This window comes from Capsulimonas corticalis, assembly GCF_003574315.2.
GTDB classification, from domain to species: Bacteria; Armatimonadota; Armatimonadia; order Armatimonadales; family Capsulimonadaceae; genus Capsulimonas; species Capsulimonas corticalis.
Genome location: NZ_AP025739.1, coordinates 1,135,350 through 1,159,555, shown reverse-complemented (window position 1 = coordinate 1,159,555; position 24,206 = coordinate 1,135,350). Strand labels below are relative to the sequence as shown.

At 60.7% G+C, this 24,206-nt stretch carries 18 protein-coding genes; 4 read left to right on the top strand and 14 right to left on the bottom strand.

Features of this window, described 5'->3' with window-relative positions; translation table 11 throughout:
- Positions 1-46: 46 nt before the first annotated feature.
- The 4 genes from D5261_RS04915 to D5261_RS04900 all read right to left on the bottom strand — a co-directional run bounded on the left by D5261_RS04915 (position 47) and on the right by D5261_RS04900 (position 5,152).
- Positions 47-1,357 carry an NAD(P)/FAD-dependent oxidoreductase gene (locus D5261_RS04915; RefSeq protein WP_119320962.1) on the bottom strand — a complete coding sequence of 437 codons (1,311 nt, stop codon included), beginning with the start codon at positions 1,355-1,357 and terminating at the stop codon, positions 47-49.
- Between the two features lie 63 nt (positions 1,358-1,420).
- Positions 1,421-3,802: a putative bifunctional diguanylate cyclase/phosphodiesterase gene (locus tag D5261_RS04910; protein WP_119320961.1), complete on the bottom strand. Its 2,382-nt coding sequence runs from the start codon at positions 3,800-3,802 to the stop codon at positions 1,421-1,423.
- A gap of 133 nt (positions 3,803-3,935) precedes the next feature.
- Positions 3,936-4,517, bottom strand: a complete 582-nt coding sequence (locus tag D5261_RS04905) for a phosphatase PAP2 family protein (RefSeq protein WP_119320960.1) — start codon at positions 4,515-4,517, stop codon at positions 3,936-3,938.
- A gap of 239 nt (positions 4,518-4,756) precedes the next feature.
- On the bottom strand, positions 4,757-5,152 hold the full coding sequence (locus D5261_RS04900) for an SRPBCC family protein (protein WP_119320959.1): 396 nt from the start codon (positions 5,150-5,152) through the stop codon (positions 4,757-4,759).
- Positions 5,153-5,456: 304 nt separating this feature from the next.
- On the opposite strand from D5261_RS04900, the gene D5261_RS04895 reads away from it, so the two are divergent.
- The 3 genes from D5261_RS04895 to D5261_RS04885 all read left to right on the top strand — a co-directional run bounded on the left by D5261_RS04895 (position 5,457) and on the right by D5261_RS04885 (position 8,898).
- A complete protein-coding gene (locus D5261_RS04895; protein WP_119320958.1) occupies positions 5,457-6,266 on the top strand; it encodes a DUF8459 domain-containing protein in 810 nt (269 codons plus the stop codon).
- Positions 6,267-6,395: 129 nt separating this feature from the next.
- Positions 6,396-8,180 (top strand): glycoside hydrolase family 36 protein, encoded by a 1,785-nt coding sequence (locus D5261_RS04890; RefSeq protein WP_119320957.1) that lies wholly within the window; start codon positions 6,396-6,398, stop codon positions 8,178-8,180.
- A 37-nt stretch (positions 8,181-8,217) separates the two neighbouring features.
- Positions 8,218-8,898 (top strand): DUF1345 domain-containing protein, encoded by a 681-nt coding sequence (locus tag D5261_RS04885; RefSeq protein WP_119320956.1) that lies wholly within the window; start codon positions 8,218-8,220, stop codon positions 8,896-8,898.
- Positions 8,899-8,985: 87 nt separating this feature from the next.
- Here the strand turns inward: D5261_RS04885 and D5261_RS04880 are convergent, their stop codons facing one another.
- Together D5261_RS04880 and D5261_RS04875 are read right to left on the bottom strand one after the other, a co-directional pair.
- On the bottom strand, positions 8,986-10,191 hold the full coding sequence (locus tag D5261_RS04880; protein WP_176587328.1) for a hypothetical protein: 1,206 nt from the start codon (positions 10,189-10,191) through the stop codon (positions 8,986-8,988).
- A 254-nt stretch (positions 10,192-10,445) separates the two neighbouring features.
- The gene (locus D5261_RS04875; RefSeq protein WP_119320955.1) at positions 10,446-12,911 is read right to left on the bottom strand and encodes a S53 family peptidase; all 2,466 of its coding nucleotides are present in this window, start codon (positions 12,909-12,911) and stop codon (positions 10,446-10,448) included.
- A 385-nt stretch (positions 12,912-13,296) separates the two neighbouring features.
- On the opposite strand from D5261_RS04875, the gene D5261_RS04870 reads away from it, so the two are divergent.
- Positions 13,297-14,754, top strand: coding sequence for a bifunctional diguanylate cyclase/phosphohydrolase (locus D5261_RS04870; protein ID WP_301002421.1), 1,458 nt, complete (start codon positions 13,297-13,299; stop codon positions 14,752-14,754).
- On the opposite strand, the gene D5261_RS04865 is transcribed toward D5261_RS04870, so the two are convergent.
- From D5261_RS04865 to D5261_RS04830, 8 genes are all read right to left on the bottom strand, one after another.
- Positions 14,747-15,946, bottom strand: coding sequence for a glycosyltransferase (locus D5261_RS04865; RefSeq protein ID WP_119320953.1), 1,200 nt, complete (start codon positions 15,944-15,946; stop codon positions 14,747-14,749). The two genes, D5261_RS04870 and D5261_RS04865, sit on opposite strands and share 8 nt — an antisense overlap.
- Positions 15,947-15,953: 7 nt before the next feature.
- A complete protein-coding gene (locus D5261_RS04860; RefSeq protein WP_165864119.1) occupies positions 15,954-16,811 on the bottom strand; it encodes a glycosyltransferase family 2 protein in 858 nt (285 codons plus the stop codon).
- A complete protein-coding gene (locus tag D5261_RS04855) occupies positions 16,808-18,337 on the bottom strand; it encodes an O-antigen ligase family protein (RefSeq protein WP_119320952.1) in 1,530 nt (509 codons plus the stop codon). The genes D5261_RS04860 and D5261_RS04855 overlap by 4 nt, the downstream gene beginning before the upstream one ends.
- 10 nt (positions 18,338-18,347) lie before the next feature.
- On the bottom strand, positions 18,348-19,793 hold the full coding sequence (locus tag D5261_RS04850) for a GumC family protein (RefSeq protein WP_119320951.1): 1,446 nt from the start codon (positions 19,791-19,793) through the stop codon (positions 18,348-18,350).
- A gap of 54 nt (positions 19,794-19,847) precedes the next feature.
- On the bottom strand, positions 19,848-20,795 hold the full coding sequence (locus D5261_RS04845; RefSeq protein WP_119320950.1) for a GDP-L-fucose synthase family protein: 948 nt from the start codon (positions 20,793-20,795) through the stop codon (positions 19,848-19,850).
- The gene (gene gmd / locus D5261_RS04840; protein ID WP_119320949.1) at positions 20,795-21,844 is read right to left on the bottom strand and encodes a GDP-mannose 4,6-dehydratase; all 1,050 of its coding nucleotides are present in this window, start codon (positions 21,842-21,844) and stop codon (positions 20,795-20,797) included. The genes D5261_RS04845 and gmd overlap by 1 nt, the downstream gene beginning before the upstream one ends.
- Positions 21,845-22,108: 264 nt before the next feature.
- On the bottom strand, positions 22,109-23,203 hold the full coding sequence (locus D5261_RS04835; RefSeq protein WP_119320948.1) for a glycosyltransferase family 4 protein: 1,095 nt from the start codon (positions 23,201-23,203) through the stop codon (positions 22,109-22,111).
- A 3-nt stretch (positions 23,204-23,206) separates the two neighbouring features.
- Positions 23,207-24,181, bottom strand: coding sequence for a glycosyltransferase family 2 protein (locus D5261_RS04830; RefSeq protein ID WP_119320947.1), 975 nt, complete (start codon positions 24,179-24,181; stop codon positions 23,207-23,209).
- Between the last annotated feature and the right edge of the window lie 25 nt (positions 24,182-24,206).

Here is a 24,206-nt window from a genome sequence, read left to right as displayed (position 1 = left end):
TGTAGCAAACATATGTTCGCTATGTCAAGAGGAATTTTTTTCCATCTTACGGCCCGGTGTTCGCCGCTTCCGGAACGCCCTGCGGCGGGTCGATGTGCGTGATCAGCCGGGAGCTGCGCTGGTAGGTGAGGTACGAGATCGCCCATTGCAGAAGAACGCTGGCGCGGTTGCGGAAGCCGATCAGAAATAGGATATGCACCGTCAGCCAGAGCCACCAGCCGAGACGTCCCGAGAGATGCAGGCCGCGCAGGTCGGCGATGCCCCGGTCGCGGCCGATTGTCGCGAGGTTCCCCTTGTCGAAATAGCGAAATGGAATGCGCGCCTCACCGGCGAGAGAGCGCCGAATATTCTCGGCGGCGGTTTGGCCGCCCTGGATCGCGCCCTGCGCGACTCCCGGGACCGGCTTGCCGCGCTGAAGCACCAGGGCGAGATCGCCGACCACGAAGATTTCGGGATGACCGGGGACCGAGAGATCGGCGTTGACCTCCACGCGGCCGGCTTTGTCCAGCGGAACGCCGAGCGACTTCGCCAGAGGCGAAGCGGCGTTGCCGGCGGCCCAGAACACGGTGCGCGCGCCGATGCGTTCGTCGCCGACCCACACGGCGTCCGGCTCAATGCGCGTGACCATCTCGCCCGTCCGCACTTCGACGCCGAAATCCTCCAGGTTTTTCTTCGCCGTTAGGGACAGAGAATCGGGGAACGCGGGCAAAATGCGCGGGCCGCCCTCCAGCAGGATGATGTGCGTGCGCGCGGTATCGATACGCCGGAAATCCTCGCGGAGCGCTTGGCGCGCGATCTCGATCATGATCCCGGCAAGCTCCACGCCGGTCGGGCCGCCGCCGACAATCACGAAAGTGAGATAGCGGGAGCGGTCTTCCTCATCGCTCGCCTCCTCGGCTTTCTCGAACGCCATCAAAAAGCGGCGCCGGATCTCCAGCGCGTCGTCGATGCTTTTGAGGCCCGGCGCCAGCGCCTCCCACTCCGGATGCCCGAAATAGGAATGGCGCGCGCCGGCGGCCACCAGCAGATAATCGTAGGGAAGGTCCGGCTGGCCCTTTACCTGGACGGTTTTATGGGTGACATCGATCCCGGAAGCTTCGCCGAGCAGCACCGTCACGTTCTTTTGATGGCGCAAAATGCTGCGCAGCGGCGCGGTGATATCGCTGGGCGGCAGCGTCGCCGTCGCGACCTGGTAGAGCAGCGGCTGGAATAAGTGGTGATTGGTGCGGTCGAGCAGGGTGATTTCGACAGGGGCGTCCCGCAGAGCCTGCGCGGCGTTCAAACCGCCAAAACCGCCGCCGATAATCACGACGCGCGGGCGTGGAGATTCACTGGGTTGGTTCGATGGAGACGTCATGGGGCCACTCCTGCCGCAAGCATGCGGATTCGCTTATGAGTGTACCCAGATGTGTGAGACGCCTCACGCGGCGACGGCGCCGCTGGAGGGGAAAGCGAGCAGCGATTCGGCGTTCGCCGCCGGAACGGGAGCCGAGATCAGATATCCCTGGCCGAAATTGCAATCCAGCAATTGAAGCATTGAGAGCTGTTCTTCCGTCTCAATTCCCTCGCTGACAACGCGCAGATGCAGCGATTTGCTCAGGTCCACGATCGCGTGGACGATGGCGAAGCCCTCGGGCTCCACCATCTTTTGAATGAAGTAACGATCGATCTTCAGAGTATCGATGGGGAAACGGCTCAAATACTGCATGGATGAGTAGCCCGTGCCGAAGTCATCCACCGCGATATGGACCCCCAGGCTTTTCAGCTCCTGGAGCGTGCGAATGGCGGCGTCGGGGTCGCCCATCATCACGCTTTCCGTGATCTCAAGCTCCAGATGGTTCGCGCTCAGACCGGTTTCGCTGAGGATCTGCGCCACTTGATGCGCGAGGCCCGGAAGCTGAAGCTGGCGGGCCGAGAGGTTGACGGCGATGGACAGTTCTTCCTGTTCGGGGGAGGCGATCTGCCATGCGCGGCACTGGCGGCAGGCTTCGCGCATCACCCAGTCTCCCAGCGGGCCGATCACGCCGGTCTCCTCCGCCAGCGGAATGAACTTCAGCGGCGGGACCAGCCCTAGCGTCGGATGCTGCCAGCGGACGAGAGCTTCGAATTTTCGGATCTGCTTTGTCTCCAGATCGATGATCGGCTGGTAGTAGACCCGCATCTGGTCCGAGGCGACGGCGCGGCGGAGCATCGCTTCCATCTCCAGGCGCTCGGTCGCCTGCGCGTTCATGCTGTGCTCGAACAGCGCGTGCGTGTCCTTGCCGGAGTTCTTCGCATGGACCATGGCGATATCGGCGTCCCGCAGCAGGTCCTCCGCGCTTACCTCCACGTGCGTGGAGATCGCAACGCCGATGCTGGATGTGACGAAAAGGTCGTGTCCATGGATGGTGATCGGCTGGCGGAGATGCGATGTGATGCGGCCCGCGAAGAGGGAGGCGTCGTCGGCGGAGCCGATATTTTCCAGGAGGATGCTGAACTCATCGTCGCCGATCCGCGCCACGGTGTCGCCCGTGCGCAGACAGCTTTGCAGCCGCTCGGAAACCGCCTTCAGCAGCTCATCGCCGGCTTGACGGCTCAGGCTGTCGTTGATGAGCTTGAAGTTATCGATGTCGATAAACATCACCCCGACGGTGTCCTTGCGGCGCAGGGCGCGCGCGAGCGCGTTTTCCAGCCGGTTCAGGAACAGGGCGCGGTTAGGCAGCGCGGTCAGCGGATCGTGGAACGCCTGATGCGCGAGCTCCTGCTCGAACGCCTTGCGCTCGGTGATGTCCCGGTACGCGATGACGATGCCGCCGACGCTGACGTCGGCAATAAGATTCTGTACCTGGATTTCGGCGGGCCGCCATTCGCCGTCCTGGTGAGACAGGCGGAGCTCGCTCGCGATGTTGCCGGCGGGCTGCGCCGCCGCTTCCGTGAAGAGCGCTCGGGCGCGCATTTGGTCGTCCGGGTGAACGAAATCGAAGAATGTGCGGCCGTCGTAATCCGCCGCGTCGTAGCCGAAATGCCGCCGCGAGGCGGGACTGAGGTATTGGAGCTCGCCGGCGGGCGAAAAGACCGCCACGACATCCGAAGCGTGCCGAATCAGCGACTGGAACCGTTTTTCGCTGCGCTGAAGCTCATTCTGGGCCTGGAGCAGTCGCCGCAGATTGGCGGCGATCGAGCGGCAGATAATGGCGGCGATCACCAGCGAAATGGCGAGCGCCAGCCCCTGGACGACCCATCCGATCGTCACCGCCAGCGACACCCGCCGCTGCATGTCCGAGACTTCGCTTCCGCGATATCGATCGAACTGCTCCTCCAGTTTGAGGTTTTCCGTCTCCAGCTCCGCCCGCGCGACCGCGTATCGGCCTTCGACTAGAGCGATCGCTTCCTCCCGGCGCCCGCTGCCCGCCAGGCGTATGGCCTCGGAGCCCAGAGGATCGCAGACCTGTTCGTCCTGTCGAATCAGCGTGTCCAAACTTGCCAGCAGGGATTGATTGTGCGGAAGCGCGCTCAGGGATGAGCGCAGAGATTGGTAGCAGGTCTCCGCCGCGGCGTCCGCGTGGTCTTCCGCCGCCTTGTAGCGCGGATTGCCGGTGTAGACGTATTCGACGGTGCTGAGCGCGATCTCTTGAGCGGCGTGCGAAGCTTGGTGCGCGGTGTCGACGCTTTCCTCCATGGTGACGTCCATGGAGGCGTGGCGGGCGGCGGCCTGGCGGGTGACGACGACGACGTAGGCGTATCCAGACACGCCCAGCACAATGACCGCAATAAAACTCGCGGGCAGCCGATATCCGACGCCAAATTTACGCAGCCAATTCATACGTCAACCCTGCTTATAGCCGCGCCCAACGTTATGGGACGCTTTCGAATGGAGAACGAGGGCCATCTGTTGTGTTATCGGTGGAATAACGGCAAAGCAATAGGGCAGGCGGGCTTAGGGACGCCGGCGCCCGTCAAAACGTACGGTTGAACTCCAGGCGCATGGAACGATTTTCCGGATCGATATAGGGCGTGAGAATGATTCCGTGGGCCTTCGAAAGCTCCCAGCGCGATACGCCGAAGCCAAGCAGCGCGCCGAAGGCGACATCCTGCGGATGGTGGCGGTTCAGCCGGAGGCGCGACCAGCCGATGGTCGCCGCTCCCAGATACCACAGCGGCGCTTCCTTCGGATGGAAGGCGCTTTCCATCGTGGCGACGGCGAATGCGGCGGACGTATGGCCGCTGGGAAAGCTGTTATGCTCGCTGCTGTCCGGCCGCTTTTCTTTAGTGAGCGCTTTGAGTCCTTCGGTCAAAATCAAGGTCGTTCCCAGACTGTCCGCGACGCGAAGCGAATGGTTTTTGCCCTGATCGCCATCGCGCAGCAGCGGCAGCGCCAATCCGGCCGCGAGAAAGATAATGCTTCCGCTCCCGGATGCAAAACTGGCGACTTTGCGGTCATTGCTGTCCGCTCGCGCGGCCGGCGGCGCTAGAAGCGATACCGAGAGAAGAGCAGCGACGGCCGGAAGCATCGAGCGCCGGCCTCGGAGATATGTCATAACATTTTCCAATCAATACGTTTGCTTCAGGCGATATTCGTGGTCAAAGTCGCGATATCCTTCAATTTGTCACATTAAAACAATCTTAAGAAGTATTTAATATCACAAAAATAAATTGCGTATTTCGCGAATAGAATATTTTGAATGGAAAGTGGAAGAATGACCGTATAGGAAAATACGAAGCGCCGCACTTCAGCGAACTTTCGTCGTGAAATGCGGCGCGGTGAGAGGAGGCGAAACTACAGCGAAAGCGTATCGAGACTCTGAGGCCGCCGTTCGACCCGTTCTTTGATCCGCTGCATTGCGGAAAGTAGCTCCTGCCGAACGGCCGCCTCGCTGAAATCCAGCCGGCTGGGGTAGGAAAGATGCATGGTGATCTCAGAAATGTCGTCATCCATCTCCTCGATCTGAAGCCAGCCTGAATAGGATTGATCTCCATCGGAGCCCCACTCCAGGAGATATTCGCCCGCATAGATGCGCACCCATCCATCAGTCGCGCGCGCCTCGGCGAGGCTTTGCGTGTTGGACGGGAGCGCGGCCGGGATGGAGACCGGCGAATTTTGGATGTCGGATACGAAGTCGAACACGGCCTCCGGCGCGGCTTCGACCACGATGGAATGTTCATACTCGGACATCGAACGCCAACCTTTCTTTCGCAGCACTTGTTTTTCAGCGCTCATGTTTGAGCGATCGCCAATCAGAAAAGGGGTGAATTTTATTCTTCCCATCAGGGAAGTTTCACAAACACGGAGCCGGAGTGGGAACCTTGCGATTTGGGTATCAGTCAATACCCTGGGACGCGCGGATGCGCTCCCGGATGACGACAGGCGATTGCGCCGAAGTCGCAGCTTAGGAAGTATGGAGGTGCGATGTGTGGTGGAACAGCGTAACGGACGCTCATGTTGGGCGCGAACGTGTACGGCGAATTGCCGGAGAATTATGGCCGCGGCGGCGCTGGCGGCTTGCGCAGGAGGACGTGTTTTTGCCCAGGATACTGCGGCGGACGTCACGCTCGGCGGTGAAGTGGTGATGCGTCTGCGGTCGTCCGCCGGTGGGCTGACGCCGCAGCAGCGGGTGGGGGCGATTGAGGAGAGGCTAACGCGTCTGCTGGCCATTCCGGATATCACCCCCGCCGATGTCGTGATCTATACACCGGCGGGAAAACCGCCGGTGCTTTACGCGCTGGGGCGGCGTTTGATCGAAGTGGATGACCAGACCGCCGCCTCGGCGGGCAGTCCGGGCGAATCTCTCAAGCTCGCCACCGGATGGGCGAAAAAGCTCCAGCAGCTTTTGCCGCGCGTCAACTACCGGCGGCCCAACGAACCGGAGCCCACGGTTCCCGAAAACCCTCCCCTGACGATTACGAGTGACTTTTCTGAGGTCGGCGGCTCGACCGGCCAGATCTATCTGCGCGATAAACTCGTCGCCGTGCTGCGCGGTCCTCAGCCCGGCGGCTTCACCGCCGCCGAGTACGCGGACATCTTAGGACCGCGCCTCAACGTCGTCGCGCATCGCCTCGGCGACGGCGCCGCGGATTCCGTCAAAGTCGTCGATCTCAGCGGGTACCCCATTTTCGGCCCTTCGCTGATCCTGATGGGAGACCGTCCCATGATCGTCGTCGAATCCACCGAAGCCGACGCGGCGAAGGCGCCCAGCTCAGTCGTCCTCGCGAACTCCTGGGCAAAGAACCTGCGGACCGTGCTGACCATGAACCCGCCCAGCGCGGCCGCTGCGGCGCCTCCGCCTTAGCGGCCCGATTCCCCCGCGCTTGCGAAAGCTTTCCCAAAGCGCGGGGTATTGGGATCAACGCGCAGGAAATCCTCTTGTTCTTACCGTACAAAGAGGCGCTATCACGACAATAAATCCCGAGGCGCTTCCATGACCACAACACCGATCCTCTCAGCCGATCCGCACGAAATCCGTCTGGAAGGAGATCTTGGCGCATTTCGCGCGGAGCTTTCCACGGAGCGCCTTGAACCCGGGCTCTCGACCGTGACCGTCACGCTGACCGCCGGGCGACCGGCGGCGCCGCCGAATGTGAAGTTGGCGTGGCGCCATCCCAATATCGACATCCAGGCGTCGTGGACGACGGCCTCGGGGTGGAACCGGGGAATTACCTACCACCTGGGGAAGGGGTTTCCTTCGAAGGCGACCACCAATGCGCCCGTCCTGTGTTTGTACAGCCAGTCGGGAGCCAATCGCCTGACATTCGCCGCCTCGGACGCGCTGCATGGACTGCGCTGCGCCGCCGGGGTGGATGAAGAAACGGCGGAGTTTCAATGCTCCGTGGCGCTGTTCACCGACCCCTCGCCGCCGATCGAGCGATATGAACTGACGTTGCGGCTCGATACGCGCGAAACGCCCTACTACGATGCTCTGTACGGCGTGTCGGAGTGGTGGGCGTCGCTGCCCGGATATGAGCCGTGCGCCGTTCCGGATCTGGCGCGCCGGCCGATGTACTCCACCTGGTACAGCTTCCATCAAACCCTCACGCCGGAAAGCGTGCTGGCGCAGTGCCGTCTGGCGAAGCCGCTGGGCTGCGACGCGGTGATTGTCGACGATGGATGGCAGACGGGGGACGCCACCCGGGGGTATGCGTACTGCGGGGATTGGCGCTCCGAGCGCATCTCAGATATGAAGGGCTTTGTGCGGGCGGTCCACGACGAGGGCATGGCGTTCCTGCTCTGGTACTCCGTGCCCTTTATCGGACGCCATAGCGAGGCTTACCAAACGTTTCAGGGCAAGTTCCTCGCCGACAGCGACCATTTTGGCGCCGGCATTCTGGACCCGCGTTTCCCCGAAGCGCGGGAATATCTGATCGGGATCTACGAGCGCGCGCTGCGTGACTGGGACCTGGATGGCTTCAAGCTCGATTTCGTCGATTCCATCGGAGATACGGCGGAGGCGGCCGCGCGGACTGGCGACGGCAGAGATTACGATTCCGTGTCGGAGGCGGCGGACCGGCTGCTGACGGATGTGATGGCGCGGCTGCGCGCGATCAAGCCGGACATCATGATTGAGTTTCGGCAGAGCTATATCGGCCCCTTGATGCGCAAGTACGGCAATCTGTTCCGTGCTGGGGACTGCCCCAATGACGCCGCCGCCAATCGCATCCGGACCCTGGATATCCGGCTGCTTTGCGGCGATACGGCCGCGCACGCCGACATGCTGATGTGGAACGCGGGCGAGCCGGTCGAAGCGGCCGCGCTTCAGTTTTTGAATGTGCTGTTTTCCGTTCCCCAGATCTCGGTGCTGCTGGACCGTATCCCCAGCGACCATCGGGAGATGCTGCGGTTCTGGATGAGCTTCTGGACCGCGCACCGGGACGCGCTTCTCGACGGCCGGCTGGAGCCGCTGCATCCGGAGCAGATGTACCCCCTGGTCCTTGCTTCGACGGATAGCAAGCTCGTGGCCGCCATCTATGGCGAAGGCGCACTCGCCGCGCTGGGCCGGCCCGGCGAGCGGACGATTTTCGCGGTCAATGGAACTCGCGCCGCCCGGATTGCGCTGGAGGTGTTGGAAGATTTGGGAGAGCGGGATCTTCAGATCTTTGACTGTCGGGGAAGGCTCGTGCATGCGGAGCGCCGGGCGCTGTCCGCCGGGCTCCATGCGTTCGCGGTTCCGCCGTCCGGCCTGCTGCGCTGCGGGCGAGGATCGGCGTGACGGATTCTCCGGGAATTTTGTGTGAGGAGGAAGCGTGATGACGAGTGTGAAGAACGCTTCTCAGGAGAATGGAAAACGCGGTGACGCCCCGGAGCCGCATTGGCCGATTTTGGTGACGCTGCTGGCGGTTGGCGGCTTGTATATGGCGCTCCCGCGCAGCCTGACGCTTGGACCGCGCGGCTTGCTGCTGGAGATCGTCTGCCTGCTGTTGATCCCGACCTTTATCGCCATGTGGACCGGACATCATGACGCACAGCGCCGGCTTGGTTTTTTGATCCTGGGAATCATCACTGTATCGATGACGTTTTCTCTGGCCCTGCTGGTCCACGCGCTGCCGCTGCATACGGAAAACCCGAAGCAGCTGCTGGGATCAGCGGTCGCGCTATGGGCGAGCAATGTCCTTGTCTTCGCGCAATGGTACTGGCGGCTGGATGCGGGCGGCCCTTTCGTGCGCGGGAAAACACTGGGCCATATGGACGGCGCGTTTCTTTTTCCGCAGATGACGATGAGCGAGGAGGCGAGGAAGCTGGCCGGGGAAGAGGACTGGGCGCCGACATTTGTCGATTACTTATTCCTGGCGTTCAACACCAGCACCGCCTTTTCGCCCACGGACACATTGGTCCTGACGCGCTGGGCGAAGGTGCTGATGATGGTCCAATCGCTCATTTCTCTGGCCGTGATCGTGCTGCTGGCGGGCCGTGTCGTAAATATCTTCTGAGATGCGCCGGCCACACCTCTGCGTAACTTCAGTCAATAAAAAGGCGGGAAGAGCGAATTTCGCTCTTCCCGCCTTCTTCGATGATGGTTAGGACAGACGCCGCCGTCGGATCAGGAACTGAGCCGCCAGCAGGAACGCGCCAATCGCGACGGCCGGTCCGGAGCCCGTTTCGGGGACGGGCGTGTTGCCGGTCGTGTTTCCCGTGGTGCTCGTGCCGATCGTGTTGCCTGTCGTCGTTCCGGTGGTATCACTGGTTGTCACGCCGGTGGTAGTCCCAGTCGTTTCGCCCGTAGTCGTCCCCGTGGTCGTTCCACCGGTGGTTGTTCCGCCCGTGGTCGTTCCGGTTGTGCTGCCGCCCGTGGTCGTTCCACCGGTGGTCGTTCCACCGGTGGTTGTTCCACCCGTGGTCGTGCCACCTGTGGTCGTTCCGCCGGTGGTCGTTCCACCCGTGGTTGTTCCGCCGGTGGTCGTCACGCCGGTCGTGGAGCCCGTCGTCGTATTCGTGCTGCCGGTGGTCGTTCCGGTTGTGGTGCCGCCCGTGCTGCTGCCGCCATGGTTTGACGCCAGGCCGCCGATAATCGGCACAAACCAGAGCGGGCTGAAGCCGCCGTGGATCGGAGGAATATGTACCGGCGAGGGCGGGGGCGTGAAGTAATCCGCGCCCGGCACATCGGGGATATTCTTCGTCACCATGACGTCGCCCGGCGCCGGTGATGTGATGTCCGAATCCTCGCTGTGCGGATTGTGGCCGTTCAGCGTATCGAACGGAGACGGAGCCAGGTCGGCCGCCAGCTGCTTCTTCTTGCCGCTGAGCGCGCCGGGGCCGGCGTTGCTTTCCATATCCGCATGCGGAAGGACGGAAACCATCGGGTTGCCGCAAGCCAGCTTCAGGATCGGCTGCCCGGTCGACTTCGAGACGAAGACGGGGGTGCCGGCGGGAAGCCGCGTCATGATGAAGAATTCGCGGCCATTGCGGTCGACGCAGTAGACCCGGTATTTCTTCGCCGCGCTGAGGCGCTTCAATTTCAGATGGTGGTTGATGTAAGAGACCAGCTGTGGGCCGGTCATGTGGAAGTGGCGCGCCAGCCGCGCGCGCACCGCCGGATCAAGCTCGACTTGCTGTGAGAGCTGCTGGACGGTATCGACGTGGTAGTTGATGAAAGACGCAGGCGGAACGCTATGGGAGACACGCGCCGCGTGAGCGGACTGCATGCCGGTCCCGAGCAGGCTTAGCGACATCACCAGAGTCGCCTGGGCCAGCGGCTTGGAGTATGTTGAAGCTTTGCGAATCATGGTTATCTTTCTTATCCGTCCTATACGTTCAGGAGCAAGAATAAAGTAGAGCGAGAGTGTCGATAAAAAGAACGGAAGCGGGCGAACATAACTTTCCCGCGCTGAGTCATTATATCACGATTCTCGATTTTTTAATCGACACTCATACCAGGATTCGTGGCAAAATTGGTGATTCTTACAAAAATTATGGCTAAATGGACGGGATACTGGTAATTATACCATAGTTTTGGTCCTGAATGGGAATATTGCAATCACTAATTTAGACTTGGAAACACCAGCGAGCAGGAGTGATTCGCGTAAATCCAGTAACCCTCGTAGGGAGTCAACGCTCCGCTGGTTTGCCCAACGTAATATTTGAGAGTTGAGTCGTAACGATATAAAGTCCCACTGATGGCTCCCGCCGTCACCGCCGAGGCGAATGAAGTGGTCGAGCCTCCCGAAGTGACTTGCAGAGTCGCCATCGGCGAGTCGGTGTTGAACGGGACGGCGATCATATTCCATCCGGCGTTCAGGGTCAGCGCATAGGACGTGTTCGCTGCTGCGGGCGTTCCCAGTCTCGGGAGGCTGGACGCCGAGGCGAAGCGCACCCAGTAAGCGCGGCCCAGGTGGAACGTGTCCGAGGGAGCCGTCGGGTTCAGCACATATTGCGTGAGAGTCGGATCCCATGTTGCGATCTTGACGCCTGGGTTCACAAAGAGCGTCGCGAAGGACACGCCCGTATAGTCGTAAGGCGCCGAGATCATTTGCAGGCCGGCCGCGAAGGTGTGCGGCGTAGTAACGGTGAATGTGAGCGGACCCGCAGGCGTGGGACCGTCCGGATCGGTCACCGTCACCGCCACCGTTCCGACGGTGAGCAGCAGGGAGGCAGGCGCGGTCGCCGTCAGCGCGGTGGTCGAGACGACCTGGGTCGGCAGCGCCGCGCCGTTCCACAGCACTTTGGACGACGCCGTAAAGTTCGTTCCCGTGACGGTGAATGTGGCGCTCGGACTTCCCGCCGGCGCGGAGCTGGGCGTCAGCAGACTGATCGTCGGCGGGTCGGGGCCTAGCGCTGTCGGCACGATCTGGGAATACAGCGCCGTGATCCTGGGGCTGCCCCATCCCGTCACAAAGTCCCAGTTGGTCGCGCAGTTGTAAAAGCCGTTGTTTCCCTGGAGAATATCGTTGTACACCAGAGATGATTTCGCGGAATCGGTCCCGATCTGATAGAGGATCGGCGTTAGCTGTCCGGTGCGCCCATTCAGACCCTGATCGATCAGCGTGTTCGCCGCCGCCATGAGCGGAGCCGCCGCGCTTGTCCCGCCGTAGATTTGAAGGGAGCCGCCGGTATAGATGTAGTAGCCGGGCGAATAGGGATCGGACATCGCGGAGACATCGGGCAGCTGCCGGAATCCGGTGCTGCTGGTGTTGATGACTCCCGGCCCCGCCTGCCACAACGGGCGGGTGAAGAACGTGCTCAGACCGCCCCCGGACTTCGTCCACCCAGTTTCCGCGCCGGTGGAGGAGACGGAAGTCCCGCCGACCGCCGTGACGTAAGGACTGGAGGCCGGGAAGTCGACCGACGGCGTTCGCGAAGTGATATCAAACGCTCCGTTGTCGCCGGAGGCGACAAAGACGCTTTGTCCCTGTGACGCCATCTGCTGGAGAATGGTGTTGACGGAGGCGGCGTCGTCTGCCGTGAGCTCCTGCTCGCTATTGCCCCAGCTGCACGAGACGACGGGGAGATTGTCCGCCGCGATCTTATTCCAGATCTGAAGATTGCCGTCGGGCGGACTTTCGTAGAGATAGATGTGGCTGTTGGGCGCCTGGCCTGCGATCACGTCCATATCCAGCGCGGCTTCGTCCTCTCCGCTAAAGCTGGTCGCGCCGCCGTTCACGAGCACCTCGGTGACGGTGACGCCGGTGATGCCGTAGGCCGCTTTAAAACCTGTGAAGTCGCTCGTGCTGTAATGCGTCGGCGAGAAGATGGCGATCGACTGATTGTCGCCATTGAACCCATGCAGGTGCAGTTTATCGAAACCGTAGTAAGCCGCCAGCGTGGAGGGCGTCGCCGGGCTGGAAAGTCCAGCCAGCGGGACCGCGGCGGCGAGACTCTGCGCTGGTTCGGCGGCAAGGCCGCGTTTCGCCAGCGCCGGCCGCGCCGCGTTTTCGCTGGAAAGGCCGAACAGCCCGGCGACTCGCGCGGCGATTTCCGGCGGCAGCGCCGGCGCCCGGTCCGGAGCGTGGAATGTCGAGGGAAGCCCGGCGGCGATTTCGCTTTGCGGCCGAGCGTAGCCGTGGAGTTTGACTCCAAAGGCGCGCTCGGCGTCCGCGCCGCGCGCGTCCACGGAGACAAACAGCCGGTTCGGCCACACCTGAGTCACCGCAAATCCCTGAGACCGCGCGTACTGCGTCACGGCGGCGATATCGGCGTCAGACGCGCCGAAGCGCACGCCGAACTCGTCCGGAGTCAGCCAATGCCGGTAATTCGGCGAGGACGGATCGTACTGGGATTGGACAAAGGCGTCCAGATCCGCGCGGCGGCTGCTGGAGAGCGCGAACACCAAATGCAGCGTCTCGCCCGACGCCGGAGCGGCGGCGTCCATCAAGGCGCCATGCCGGGCGGCCGGGCTGCCGGAAACCGCGATATTCGCGTGAGAGGACGCCTGCGCGGCGCTCGTTATCGCCGCGACGGCGACCATCAGTGATGAGAAGCGCTGGAGGGACTGGAAGAAGTGGGGCATGCCTGCATTCCTTGCAAAAATCTTCGGAGAAGGAGTCTGGGGAAGCCTCCGATTCGTGCTCTTATTGTAACACAGAATCTTCGCGGAAACACGCAATTATTACGATCTCTAACCCAGAGAAGATGGGTATATTCAATATATCCGAGGAATATTCAGTTTTAGTTGTCTGGATGATATCGTTGCAATCTAAGTTTGCGGCGATTTCGTGCTCTGCCGCGAAGAAAACTCAGCGTATGTCGCGGCAAAACCTGGCGCTGATTGTCTCCTGATGAGGAAGTATGAGGAAACCATGGAGGGACTGTGCAGTCCAAGAATGGCGCCGGCTCGCCCGACTTTCGCGCGCCGGCTCGCCACGATCTCGACCCTTGAGGATACGGATCTATTTATGTTCCATCCTCAGCCGATGTGGGTCTACGATCCCCAAACTCTGCGTGTGCTGGAAGTCAACGAAATGGCGGTCGCCAGTTACGGTTACTCCCGCCAGGAATTTCTCAATCTGACCTTAGAAGACATCCGTCCGCCGGGCGAGGAAGCGGCCGTGCGCCAGACAGTGCTGCGGCTGGCGCAGGGACGCTCGCCGAATGGAGCGTGGCGCCACCGCCGTAAAGACGGCTCGATCCTGTGGGTCGACGTTTCTTCAAATGGGATCAATTATCAGGGACGCGCGGCGCGCCTGGTGTCGCTGTATGATGTCACGATGTACAAGGCGATGGAGCTGGAGCGCGAGCAGCTGCTGTCGGAAGCGATCGAGCGCGCCGACTACGACGCGCTGACGGGATTATGCAATCATCGGGCGTTTCACGATCGGCTGAAGGGGATTGTGGAGCGGCATATTCGGCATGGCGACCCGGTGGGCGTCGTGCTGATGGATTTGAATAATTTTCGATTCTTCAACGACGTATACGGCCATACGGTGGGGGATGACGTCCTGCGTCAAATCGCCCGCCTGCTTCAAGGCGCTACGGCGTCCTCGGGAGATCTAAGCGCGCTCGCCCGCTTCGGCGGCGATGAGTTCGCGGTTCTGGTCCAGGGGAATACCGTGTCGGAGATGGAGCAGGTCGGCGAGAGGATGCGGGATGTGCTGACAGGCGTGTCTTACCGCCCGCCGGGCTACGAACAGGATGTGCCGATGACGTTTTCCGTGGGAACGGCGAAGCTGCCGGATGACGGGCCGGGAACCCTGGAGCTTCTCGCGGCGGCCGATTTCCGGCTGGCGCGCGACAAATTCGGAGGCGGCGCGGAGGACGCCGAGCATCTGCGCGACCGTCTGGCGCGGTCCGTGGACGGATTTACGATGCTGGACGCGCTTGTGACCGCCGTGGACAATAAAGACCGATACACCAGGCGTCACTCCGAGGACGTCATGACTTATAGCCTGCAAATCGCGCGGGAGCTTGGACTCGACGAGCGAGCGCAGTATCAAGTGCAGGTGGCCGCGCTGCTGCACGATGTCGGCAAAATCGGCGTTCCCGACGCGATCCTGCGCAAGCCGGGAAAGCTGACGGACGACGAATATCAGGCCGTCAAACAGCATCCCATGATGGGCGCCATGATGATCGGATCCGTGCCGGGCTTCGAAGGAGCGCTCGACGCCACGCGCCACCATCATGAACGCTGGGACGGGGAGGGGTATCCGTTTGGACTCTGCGGCGAGGAGACGCCTCTCGTCGCGCGTCTGATGGCGGTCGCCGACGCCTACAGCGCCATGACGACCGATCGTCCGTACCGCAAAGGGATGTCCCAGGAACGCGCCCTCCAGATTCTGGAAGAGGGCGCCGGCGCCCAGTGGGATCCCCACTGCGTCGCGGTCTTCGTCCAGGCGCGGCGGCGCATGCTTACGTAACGGCTTCCAGCGGACGGCGCTGACCGGCGCCGTCCGCGATTTCCTCATAAAGCGCTTCGTAGGAGCGGACCATCTTCTCAATCGAAAAATTATCGACGATGCGGCTGCGCCCGCACGCCGCAATTTCTCGCCGCTTCGGCTCGGAAATGGCGAGCATTTCTTTCCAGGCGTCGCTCAGCGCCCGAGGATCCTGAATGGGCACGACCCACCCGGCGTCGCCGACGACGGACATCGGACCTTCCAGGTCCGTCGTGACGGAAGGGACGCCGCACGCCATCGCCTCGCCGATCACCAGCGCGAAGGATTCTCCGTACACCGAGCAGATCGTCGCCGCATCCAGTGCGGACGTCACGGTCGGCATATCTCGCCGCAGCCCCAGCAAATGCGTCACCGGCGCAATCCGCTCCCGCTGAATCCAGTCGGCGAGAGTGGTGTTCTGCTCGGTGACATCGCCTCCGCACAGCACAAAATGAACGTCCGGCCGAATCTTATGCAGTAATCCCGCGGCGCGGATAAAGGTCTCGTGATCCTTTTGCGGATCGAAGCGCGCCGCCAGGCCGACAAGAGGAGTATTGGCGGCGAGGCCCAATTCCTTGCGAATCGCTTCTCTCGCGTCAGGTACGTAAGTGAACTCCGTTGTGTCGACGCCGTTGGTAATCGTCCGCATCCGTTCGGCGGCGTATCCCAGCTTGACGTGCGCGTCTCGCGCCGCGCCCGAACAGCAAACAATGCCGGTGGGAAGCACATGCGAAAGGAGCCCATTCGTTTGAATGACCGCCATTGTCGACCGCTTTACCTTAGCGGCATCCAGCTCGGTATTGTGGATGCCCCAGATGACCGGAGCGTGCGTGACGAGCCGGGCCGCCAATCCCCCCAATAGATCCGCATGATAGAGCCATGTTTGGATAATGTCGGGCCGAGATTCGTGAATTTGGCGCATCATGCTCCAGAGCAGCTTTGGGTGCGCCGCGCCGCGCGGATACCCCAGGGCCTGGACCGGGACGCCGGCGGCTCGGATCTTTTCCCCCAGAATCGGCCCCTCGGATGTCAGCGAAACGACCGAGGGGGCAAAGCGATCGCGATTGGTCTTCGCCGCCAGTTTATAAAGCAGCATTTCCGCTCCGCCGCTTTCCAGGCCGGTTGTGACGTGGAGGATTCGGACGGGACGCCGCAGGGGAAGATGGGATCTCATAGGGGTGTTATTTGCCGCCTTCGGCGTGGGCGTCCTCGCCCCAGATCGCGGGCCGTCCCGTCAGCCGCCGGCCCGTATCGGCGATCCAGCGGAATCCTCTGTCGCCGACGATGCTGACAAGAATGCTGCAAACGTTCATCTTGAGACGGACGCTGGAAAAGCGGCGAATCTGCGCGGCGTGCAGGTGATGGGTTTTGCGGACTCGCGCCAGCTCCCGCAGCATCGGGCGCATCGCCGTGGGAGAATTGCTGACGCCGCCATGCTGGAAGCCGACCGTGGTGACGCCGTCCATGAACTGCGCACGGCCCGTCTTGAGCTCACGCAGAAGCAAATCGTAGTCGCCGACGATCCGGAAGGATTCATCGAATAGCCCATGCTCCTCGAAGAACGATCGCCGATGCATCAGGCCAGGATGGGGGATCGTCATTGTATGGCAAAAGGCCTTTTTCGCCTCTTCCCAGGGCTGACCCTCCATCCGCAAAACGCCTCCAGATTTCGTTACGATCGCCGCCTGACCGTACGCTACTTTGATCTCCATGGGAATCTGATCCAGCCGGGACGCAATCTTTTCAAGGACATCGTCCGCCCAAAGGTAATCATCGGAGCCGAGAAAACAGATCCAGTCGCCGGTCGCCCGCGCGACGCCCTTGTTCCAGGCGTGATAAATCCCGCGGTCACGCTCGGATTCCCAGTAAAAGAGATGCGATGCGTTCGCCGTCAGGATCTGCAGCGTCGCATCGCTGGACCCACCATCCATCACGATTAGCTGCTTGTTCGGATAGGTTTGACGCGTAAAACTATCGATACATCGCTGCAATGTCGCAGCGCCGTTGTAAACGGCGACGATGACGGAGATGGTCGTCATGAAACCGCCGCTCCTGTTGTCGCTTCGCCGAGCAGAGGATCGACGGCGCCCGGCCGGCGGCTGGCTCGCACTGCTGCGAGCGCAAGACCCACTAGAGCGGAAAAATAGATAAGGAACAGCGGATTCATACTCATGTACTGCACGGCGCAGCCGACTAAACTCGCGGTCAGGGCCATCAATGTCGGAGCATTGATGTATCGTGAGCGCAAAATTGCCGAGAGAAGCGTACCGAGGCCGGCAATCGTGCACCATCCGACGGCCGCGAAGCCCACCAGGCCCGATTCCGCAAGAACGTTCAGCGGAACGTTATTGACTTCGTTCGCGCCGTCAATCGGCTGCGCTTGATACAAATCATGATATCTCGGGAAGAAAAAGTTCGCCAATCCCGGACCGCATCCAAGCAAGGGATATGCCTGAAAGAGGCGCTTTCCGACCGCCCATTCGCGGTCACGAATCTTGTCGCCCCCATTGATGATCTTGGTCACGGCCCCCTGCGCGCCCTCCAGGTAAACTTGACTGCTGGCGAGCAGGACGGTAACGAGGAGGGTCGTAACCAGAATCGCGAGGCCAAAACCGATCTTAACGCGCCGCTCCACTCGATACTTTCGGATTAGTGGAAAGATGACGATTAGGGCGGTAAATAGGCCTGCCCACCCGCCCGACGACATCGTCATCAGCATGGTGAGGGTTTGTATTCCTAAGATCGGAGCGGCGAGCTTCCGTGGCATCCATGCCGGTGAATAGATCACTGTTAAGACCGTAAGCGGCATGACGGTCAGCAGATAAAACGCGAGGAATAGCGGTTCATACGCCACACCCGCCAAACGCAATACGGACAGTCCATCGGAGACGCCGCTGGCGACAACAAGGCTGCGAGCCTGGAGACCGCCGATATTGATAAAGGTGGCGCCGCCCAGCGCCATAAAGTACATCGAGATGCTGATGAGGCAGGCAAGCGCGCTGCCGAGAATGTGCGCTCGCAGCCATTGCCGGAGCAGTTGTGGCCGCTCATGAACCATGTGATAGAGCGCAATGACGACTGCCCAGGATATTCCCAGCCAGATGATCACGCTGAGCGGACGAATGCCCGGCGAATTGCGGTTCGAGGGTTCGATTGCTCCCAGGTACGGGGCGGGAACAAATGGGGCAAAAATCGTCGACAAACATAACGCCACGAGATAGAGCATTACCTGAGGCGTCACCGGCGGCGTCACGATGGTTTCCCGGCGCACGGCGGCTTTCAGCAGGACGGCGGCGGTAAACAAGTAAGCGACTGCTTCGGGAAGTTTGAGCGTAAATGCGCTGAGCGGCAGGTTCGCCGCCATGTAAGGCAGCGCCCAAAATGTCGCTATGCTCAGCTTTTCCGTAAAGCGCATCGCTGTTGTGACGATCGCCAGACCGCAGATAAGAAACACTAGCTGCAAACTGGGCGCCAGTACGCCGATGACGCATGCAAGGACGCCGAGGAGGAGGTACGTTCGACCGGAGCTGGCTCCCGATGTGAATGGCTGTACAGGGAATCTCATGTGGGCGCTTTCACAGAGAATCGTGCTTGGCGTCCATGCCCATGAGCCCGTCTTTGCCAAGGGATTTGGCCGCCAGCCAGGCGAGGCCCAGCAGGAACCCCGCCAGCGCCGCGATCCCCGCGATGAATGCGCGTCGAGGAGCAAACGGTTCGTCCGGCGGCGTGGGAGGATCGATGACTTCGAATGTGGTGCTGTCTCGGGCTTCGGCTAAACGCGCCCGCTCCGCCTCGGTCTCCAGCATCGCGACAAGCTTCTCGCCCGTCTCGACCTCAGCCGTCATGTGCGCTTCCCGCATCTTTGTGACGGGGATCGCGACGACCTTATCTTTGAGCTGGGTCAGTGATCGATTGAGACCATCGTGCTGCGCTTGCAGGGCCGCCCGCGTGGCGTAAAGAGTGGACACCTCCGGGGCGATACCGGATTGTGTCTGGTTGAGCTCCCGCTCAACTTCGGAGCGCACTTCCCTGCGCGCCAGTTCGACTTGGATCTGGAGGTATCGATAGTCTGGGTTGTCCGGCCCCAGAGTCGCCTGGGCGATGCTGAAACGGGATTCCAAACCTCTCAGGCGTTCGACTGACGGCTGGACTTTGGGAATGACGGACGCGGCGTCGAGGCTGGGGCCGGACGCCGCCTTCGCCACTCCTGTTTGCCAGCGGATCCGCGCGTCGACCGCGCTCAAATCAATCGCCGCCTGATTGGCCTGGGTCTGAAGCTCGACATATGCGGACACCAGCTTATCAGAGCCGGCAGTTCCGGTCAGCGCCTGTGTGGGAGATTTTTGCATCTCCGAATATAAGCTTTCCTGGGCTGTCAGCTTCGCGCGCTGTGTCTTCAAGCGCTCTTCAATAAAGATGCGGTTTCGCCGCGATACGTCTACGCTCAGGTCCGTGGCGATCGACTTAAGCGTATCCAGGTAGGCCTGGTTAATCGCCGCCGCAACGTGCGGGTCTTGATCGGCGATTTCGACCTGAAGGAGTCCATTTTTGTTCACGGCGAATGTTGACGCGGCTGTGAGCATCTTCAGCACAATCGGCATTCTTGTCGTGTGGTAGTGCTCTTGGAGATGACATATTTGCGCCACCTGCGTTTGGCAGCGGACGCTTGTGAGGATCGCAATGGAAGTGTTCGGGCCGCTGGCGACTTGGGGGGAACTGATCATGCCTCCCAGCAAGCCGACGCTTCCGCCCTTATCGCCTACTCCTCCTCCGCCAAAACCATTCAGCGCGCTGATGATCGACCCCGCTCCGGAATCACCGGCGGAAGGGAAATAAAGCGTGCTTTCGGTGCGATATTGCTTGGGAAGCACGGAAGCGACGCCAAAGGCGACAACGCCTGCGACGACCGCGAGACCCAGCGGCAGCAGCCGGTTTTTTGCCGGCGCGGGCGTGTTGCCTCTGTCAATATCGGCGGCGAGGTTGTCCGCGAACGGCTCGGAGGTAGAGTGAAGCTTGCTCATGATGTTAGTAGTTAATCCGTCGGAATATCGTCCAGCGGCGGCGCTATCGAAACCTCAAACGCGAATAGCTGAAACCCAGGCGCCTTTATCCGCCTGTTGGTAAACCGCAGTAATTCCTTTTTCCAGCGAAATGCGATGCCGCCAGCCTAGCCCATGCAGTTTGGAGACATCCAGAAGTTTGCGCGGCGTCCCATCGGGCTTGGAGGCGTCAAAGACGATCTCGCCTTCATAGCCAACCACCGACTGCACCAGGCGCGCTAGCTCCAGGATCGAGATATCTTCGCCCACGCCGATGTTGATAATCTCCGGACTGTCGTAATTTTCCATCAGAAACACACAGGCTTCGGCGAGGTCGTCGGCGTGCAGGAATTCGCGGCGCGGCGAACCGGTGCCCCAGAGCTCCAGGCTTGGGGATTTGGTGACCGAAGCGACATGGCATTTTCGGATCAGCGCCGGGAGCACATGCGATGTCTTCAAGTCGAAATTGTCATTGGGGCCATAAAGATTTGTCGGCATGACGGAGAGGAAGTTTGCGCCGTACTCCTGCGCCAGCGACCGGCACAGCGTAATGCCGGCGATCTTAGCGATCGCGTACGCTTCGTTCGTGGGTTCCAGAGCGCCGGTCAGAAGCGAACTCTCGTGGATCGGCTGAGGGGCGAACTTTGGGTAAATGCAGGAGCTGCCCAGAAACAGCAGCTTGCGCGCCCCGCCTTGATGCGCTCCGAGGATTACGTTGTTTTGGATGCGGAGATTCTCGGTGAGGAACTCGACCGGCTGCGTGCTGTTCGCCAGGATCCCGCCGACCTTCGCCGCCGCCAGAAACACATACTCCGGCTGCTCTTTCTCGAAGAACGCGGTTACCGCCGCCTCATTCTGCAAGTCCAGCTCAGTGCGGGATTTGAGAAGAAGATTGCCGAACCCCGCGCGCTCCAAAGCGCGTACGATCGCTGAGCCTACGAGACCTCGATGTCCGGCGACAAAAATACGTGCGGTTCGATCCATTACCGGGGCTGCCTCGCTTGATCGCTGATGCTGTGGCCGGAATCCAGAAGAGTCTTTTCGCGGCGGGCGAGAGAAAGATCGTGCTCCACCATACGCTCGACTAAAGCGTCAAAGGACACCAGAGGCTTCCAATCCAGTTTCGCCCGCGCTTTAGAGGGGTCCCCGAGCAGATAGTCGACTTCCGCGGGCCGGAAATAACGCTCGTCGACTTCGACGTATTTGGCGGGATCGAGATCCAGCAGAGCGAATGTCTTGTCCACGAACTCCTGCACCGAGTAGGCTTCCCCGGTGGCGACAACATAGTCGTCCGGCTGGTCTGCTTGCAGCATCCGCCACATCGCCTCCACATAGTCTCCCGCGAAACCCCAGTCGCGTTTCGCGTTCAGATTGCCTAAATAGAGCTTGTCCTGGAGGCCGAGCTTGATCCGAGTGGCGGCGCGTGTGATCTTGCGCGTCACGAACGTTTCGCCCCGGCGCTCGCTTTCATGGTTGAACAGAATGCCGTTGCAGGCGAACATGCTGTAGCTCTCGCGATAGTTGACTGTCTGCCAATAACTGTAAACTTTGGCGCAGGCGTATGGACTGCGCGGATGGAACGGGGTGCTTTCGCCCTGCGGTGGAGGCGCGGCGCCGAACATCTCCGAACTGCTCGCCTGATAGAAACGGACATCGTGTCCGGTCCGGTCCCGGTAATCGCGAATCGCCTCTAAAAAGCGCAGCGTTCCGACCGCGTCCACATCGACGGTATATTCGGGCTCTTCAAAAGAGACTTTGACATGGGACTGAGCCCCGAGGTTATAGACTTCGTCCGGACGCACTTTCTCGACCAGATGACGCAGGTTGGACGAGTCCGCGAGGTCGCCGTAATGCAGGAAAAGACGCGCGCCGAGCGTGTGCGGATCGACATACAGATGCTCGATCCTGCCGGTGTTGAAGCTGCTGGATCGTCGAATGATCCCGTGGACTTCGTAATCTTTCGCCAGCAATAGCTCGGCGAGATACGAGCCGTCCTGGCCCGTAACACCGGAGATAAGAGCGGTTTTCTTCATCGATCTGCCTTGATTGGGTTTCGCCCGCCGCCATCTCTTCGGCGTCCGCGCCGTCCGTGCGGCGCCGCGCAGGATCGTATCCGGCGGAGATGAAACGCGCGGGGTGAACGGTGGATTTCTTTCGGGAACTCGATTACGCCGCTTCCAAGGAAACAGCGCCGCGTGTGTTTCTGGCGCAATACGTTATTATACCTGCAAACCGACATTGCGCCGACATTGCGCCGACTCTTCGCCGGCGCGCGCAAAGACGCCCTCTCCTGGTAATTAGCCCGCAAGTTTTCGATACACGTCTCTCGTCTGCTCCGCGCAGCGTTCCCAGGAGAACATCGGGAGGCGCTGCTCGCCTTGGCGGACAAGTTCTTCGGCGTGTGCTTTGGACGACACAACGCGCTGGATCGCGGCGGCGATGCTCTCGCTGCTCATCGGATCAAAATACTCGGCGGCGGCGCCCGCCACTTCGGGCAGGGAGCTGACATCACCGCACGCCACCGGGCATCCGGCGGCCATCGCCTCCAGCAGCGGCATTCCGAAGCCTTCGTACAGCGAAGGATATACGAATAGCGCGGCGTTTTGGTAAAGCGTTCCCAGTATTGCGTCGCCGCCCCCCGCTTGCGTCACTTGTATTTCCGTTAACTTATATTTCGCCAGCGTCGCCATTTCTTCTGGGGTGAACTCCCCGCCCCCGAAGCAGACAATCTGGAAATCCGCAGGAAGCGACGATTGCGCATAGGCGGCGATGAAATTCTTCCAGTTCTTGTACGTCGATCGCGCGCCCACGTACAGCAAAAACGGCTTAACGATATTCGCCGGCAGGTTCGTAGCCGCAGCCTCTGGGAAACGACGCCATCCATGAGGAATGACGGAGATGTGGCTAGGGGCGACGTCCACCAATTCCAGCAGATCTTTCTTTGTGTTCTCCGAGATGCAGATCACATGGTCCGCCCGCATCACAGCCGCGCGTTTGATCGCCGCATCCGCTACGGCGTTGGGATTTTCTTCCGGATGCTTCTCCACGATCATATCATGAACCGTCACCACGGTACGATGCCGGCCCGGCCACGGGGTCGTTCGGTAGAACGTCTCGTGAATGATATCCTGCGGATGAGCCGCCAGCCACGCCTTCGTCATCGTCGCGTTCGCCAGCTTACGGACGCCGCGCTTGATGCGCGTGTCCGGGGCGATCGAAACATAATGCCCGTTGGAGCTCTCACGCAAATAGCTATTGCCGTGCGCGAAGACCGGCCACGAGAGCTCGACGTCCTCGAACGAGGACAGATGCGCCCCAAGCTCATGGAAGTAACGTGAGATGCCGCCATACTGCTGCATGGAGAAGATCAAATAGTCGAAAGCGACGCGCATGGGTTAACGTTTCTCGGCGACGGGAATATCGGCGGAGCTTTGATTGAGCTTGACCAGACCAAACTTCTCATAGTTTCGAGGGCGCGTTCGCTCGATCTGCATTTGGCTCCGAAACGCTAGATCCTTCAGCCATCCCATCTCCCGCGCGGAAATCCCGCCTTCCGCATCATCCTTCGCGGGGCGCAGCAAACGGTAAAGAGGGAGCAGGATTTCCTTCACATCGTATTTCCAGGAATCTTCCAAATCCCGATGCTCCCAATGATGCGCGACATACGCCTCCGACTTACCCTCGCGGATCATGCGATCAAGAAAATTCTTGCGCAGCAGCCGGTCGGGAGCGAAATGGTGTTCGACGCAGATATCCAGAGAGCGAGAAATGCGATAGCCTGCATTTTCCAGTTGACGCGAAAATAAAGCATCATCCTGGAAACCAAGCTGGCCCGGGCCTAATTCCGTATCAAAGCTTGGGACTTTTTCCAGCACTCGGCGATGAAACGCCATATTCGCTCCAATCAGATTGATTGGAGCTTCCTCAGGGAAGTTTTCCGTTGACGCCAGCATGATCTTATGCAACCCCTTCATCCATGAGCGTCGCAAGTGAGGGGCCATCAAGATGCCGCCGGCTACAGCGTCGGCGTTTCCGGAAATGATTGGCGCGCACATCGCCTGGATCCAGTTTTTCGATGGTTTGACATCATCATCGGTCCATAAGAGGATATCGCCCCGAGCCTCCGTAATCGCGCGATTGCGGGCGTAGGTTTGACCGGCTCGCGCCTCCATCAAATGGGATGTTTCGACTGATCCATTGCAGTAAGCATTAATGACGCTTGCTGTCTCATCGGTGGACCCATTGTCGACGATGAGGATCTCGGTGGTCTCCGGCGCATCGTAATCGATTGCGGCAAGCGCCCTGAGGGTTTCGGCGAGCTGTGCGGCGCGATTGCGTGTGCAAATGAGGATGGAGACGGAATAAGACATAGAATTTCTTAAAATTGCTGGGAAG

Bases quoted from the DNA above. Each gene is read 5' to 3' on its own strand.
- D5261_RS04915 (WP_119320962.1), bottom strand. From the start codon at position 1,357: ATGACGTCTCCATCGAACCAACCCAGTGAATCTCCACGCCCGCGCGTC.
- D5261_RS04910 (WP_119320961.1), bottom strand. From the start codon at position 3,802: ATGAATTGGCTGCGTAAATTTGGCGTCGGATATCGGCTGCCCGCGAGT.
- D5261_RS04905 (WP_119320960.1), bottom strand. From the start codon at position 4,517: ATGACATATCTCCGAGGCCGGCGCTCGATGCTTCCGGCCGTCGCTGCT.
- D5261_RS04900 (WP_119320959.1), bottom strand. From the start codon at position 5,152: ATGTCCGAGTATGAACATTCCATCGTGGTCGAAGCCGCGCCGGAGGCC.
- D5261_RS04895 (WP_119320958.1), top strand. From the start codon at position 5,457: ATGGCCGCGGCGGCGCTGGCGGCTTGCGCAGGAGGACGTGTTTTTGCC.
- D5261_RS04890 (WP_119320957.1), top strand. From the start codon at position 6,396: ATGACCACAACACCGATCCTCTCAGCCGATCCGCACGAAATCCGTCTG.
- D5261_RS04885 (WP_119320956.1), top strand. From the start codon at position 8,218: ATGACGAGTGTGAAGAACGCTTCTCAGGAGAATGGAAAACGCGGTGAC.
- D5261_RS04880 (WP_176587328.1), bottom strand. From the start codon at position 10,191: ATGATTCGCAAAGCTTCAACATACTCCAAGCCGCTGGCCCAGGCGACT.
- D5261_RS04875 (WP_119320955.1), bottom strand. From the start codon at position 12,911: ATGCCCCACTTCTTCCAGTCCCTCCAGCGCTTCTCATCACTGATGGTC.
- D5261_RS04870 (WP_301002421.1), top strand. From the start codon at position 13,297: ATGTTCCATCCTCAGCCGATGTGGGTCTACGATCCCCAAACTCTGCGT.
- D5261_RS04865 (WP_119320953.1), bottom strand. From the start codon at position 15,946: ATGAGATCCCATCTTCCCCTGCGGCGTCCCGTCCGAATCCTCCACGTC.
- D5261_RS04860 (WP_165864119.1), bottom strand. From the start codon at position 16,811: ATGACGACCATCTCCGTCATCGTCGCCGTTTACAACGGCGCTGCGACA.
- D5261_RS04855 (WP_119320952.1), bottom strand. From the start codon at position 18,337: ATGAGATTCCCTGTACAGCCATTCACATCGGGAGCCAGCTCCGGTCGA.
- D5261_RS04850 (WP_119320951.1), bottom strand. From the start codon at position 19,793: ATGAGCAAGCTTCACTCTACCTCCGAGCCGTTCGCGGACAACCTCGCC.
- D5261_RS04845 (WP_119320950.1), bottom strand. From the start codon at position 20,795: ATGGATCGAACCGCACGTATTTTTGTCGCCGGACATCGAGGTCTCGTA.
- gmd (WP_119320949.1), bottom strand. From the start codon at position 21,844: ATGAAGAAAACCGCTCTTATCTCCGGTGTTACGGGCCAGGACGGCTCG.
- D5261_RS04835 (WP_119320948.1), bottom strand. From the start codon at position 23,203: ATGCGCGTCGCTTTCGACTATTTGATCTTCTCCATGCAGCAGTATGGC.
- D5261_RS04830 (WP_119320947.1), bottom strand. From the start codon at position 24,181: ATGTCTTATTCCGTCTCCATCCTCATTTGCACACGCAATCGCGCCGCA.